This window comes from Bradyrhizobium sp. (genome assembly GCF_049798375.1).
GTDB lineage: Bacteria > Pseudomonadota > Alphaproteobacteria > Rhizobiales > Xanthobacteraceae > Bradyrhizobium.
The window spans coordinates 1-1,792 of record NZ_JBARGP010000267.1 but is presented as its reverse complement, the minus strand read 5'-3'; the positions used below and the strand labels follow the sequence as shown (position 1 = coordinate 1,792).

The window sequence follows — 1,792 nt, the reverse complement described above, 5'->3', positions numbered from 1 at the left end:
TACTGGATCGCCCGGTCGAGTGTTCAGCCCGGGGACATGACCGACGGGTGTTCGGAGACATAGCCGACACTTTTTCCGCTCGCCAAATCAATGATAGCGACCTGGTGGGCGGCGAAGAAGACACCGTATTGCGCGTTGTTTGACGAGGGACGAATGGCAAGGCGCTCACCGCGGAAGGCTTGCGGGACCTTCCAAAGGCATCCCTTGAAGCTGATGTAGGCCTTGGTCGTGGAGACGTGGCGCACGATCTCGTGGCTGTCATATTCGACCTCCGGCAAGCGATCGGGCATGGCCCGCTGGCTCGGCCGGTATCGACTGGCCGGCACCTGCTGTCCAAGCGCCTCATGCGGCCGTTCGAAGTTGTAGACCTCCCGCCAGGCGTCAAAGGCGCGCTGTGTCTCCGCGAGATCACGGAACTGCCGTAGCGCGAAGACCTCAGCGGCGAGCGTGCGATGGAACCGTTCGTTCTTGCCACGGCTTTGCGGGTGATAGGGGCGACTGTGGATGACCGCGATGCCGAGCTTGAGCAGCCAGACCGAGAACCGCGTCCACCGCTCGCCAGAAGGGTCGCCCCACGGTGAGCCATTGTCGACGAAGAAGGCCTCCGGCAGACCGTAATGACGGAAGGTCTTCTCCAGGCGACTACGCACCGTATCGGTGCGTTGATCGGCGCAGGCCTGCAGGCACAGATCATAGCGCGAGTGGTCGTCGACCACGGTCAGAGGATGGCATTGAGCGTCATTGCCGAGCCGAATCCAGCCTTTGAAGTCCATCTGCCACAACAGATTGGGGGCCGGCATCTCGAAACGCTGGCTTGCCACTGCGCCGCCGAGCGGAGGCTTGATGCGGCCAGCTCGACGCAAGATCTCATGGACCGTCGAAACTGCTGGCGCATGATAGCCTTCCCGTTCCAGACAGCGAGCGATCTTGCGAGCTCCCCACGCCGGATGAGCATCGCGTACTGACAAAATGCGCTCTTCGAGCTTGCAATCGGTTCGTCCTGGGCTCGAATGCGGCCGGCGCGATCGGTCCGCGACGGACTGATCCGCCTGCCATCGTGCGAGCCACTTGTAAGCCGTGTCGGGATGAATGTTGAACCGACGGCAGAGCTCGCGTCGGTTCGCGCCCTCCTGCATCGCAAGCCGTACAAACTCGCGCCGTTGATCCATCACCGACACCTCACGCCATGGCATGGACTTGGCCTCCCACTTTGCCAAATCCCTGCACTATGATGTGTCGGCTATGTCTCCGAACACCCGTCGGTCATGTCCCCGGGCTGAACATCGAGCCGGGCGATGACATCTATCGCGATCGCGCGAAGCTACTTCTCGACCTCGACCGTCAGCCCGGCGTGATCGACCAGGCGCTTGATCAGCTTGTGCTGCATCGCTGCTCCCGGCGTCCAGAAGCCGGCGGCGAGGTCGGGCGTGTCGCGCAACAGGCAGATCGCGCATTCCGAGATCATCTTCGAGGTCGAGCCGTAGCCGGGATCGCGATCGCCCTTGATGCCGGCGCGGACCATGCGGCCGTCAGGCGCGACTGCCAGATAGAGCAGATCGTAGCGGCCGTTCTCGCGCTCTTCCTTCGACGGCCCCTCGCCCGGCTTCGGCGCGCTTGGTCCGGTCTTCTCGGAATTCAGCGCCATCACGCGCTTGGCGATCGCTTCGCCCTTCTCGCCGGGACCGGTCAGAACCATCTCGTCGTAGACGAACTCCTTGCCGTACGGAAAGCCCATCAGCATGTTGGAACGGTGGACGTTGCGCGTGTTGATCAGCGCCATCATGAACGGCGC

The 1,792-nt window shown here is 62.8% G+C and carries 1 protein-coding gene and 1 pseudogene; both read right to left on the bottom strand.

The window, feature by feature from the left end; all coding sequences use genetic code 11:
• Positions 1 to 23: 23 nt before the first annotated feature.
• On the bottom strand, positions 24 to 1,193 hold the full coding sequence (locus tag WA702_RS11335; RefSeq protein WP_425110609.1) for an IS481 family transposase: 1,170 nt from the start codon (positions 1,191 to 1,193) through the stop codon (positions 24 to 26).
• 128 nt (positions 1,194 to 1,321) lie between these two features.
• Positions 1,322 to 1,792 (bottom strand): annotated as a pseudogene (locus WA702_RS11330) (saccharopine dehydrogenase); the annotation flags it as partial.

Bases quoted from the DNA above. Each gene is read 5' to 3' on its own strand.
- WA702_RS11335 (WP_425110609.1), bottom strand. From the start codon at position 1,193: ATGCCATGGCGTGAGGTGTCGGTGATGGATCAACGGCGCGAGTTTGTA.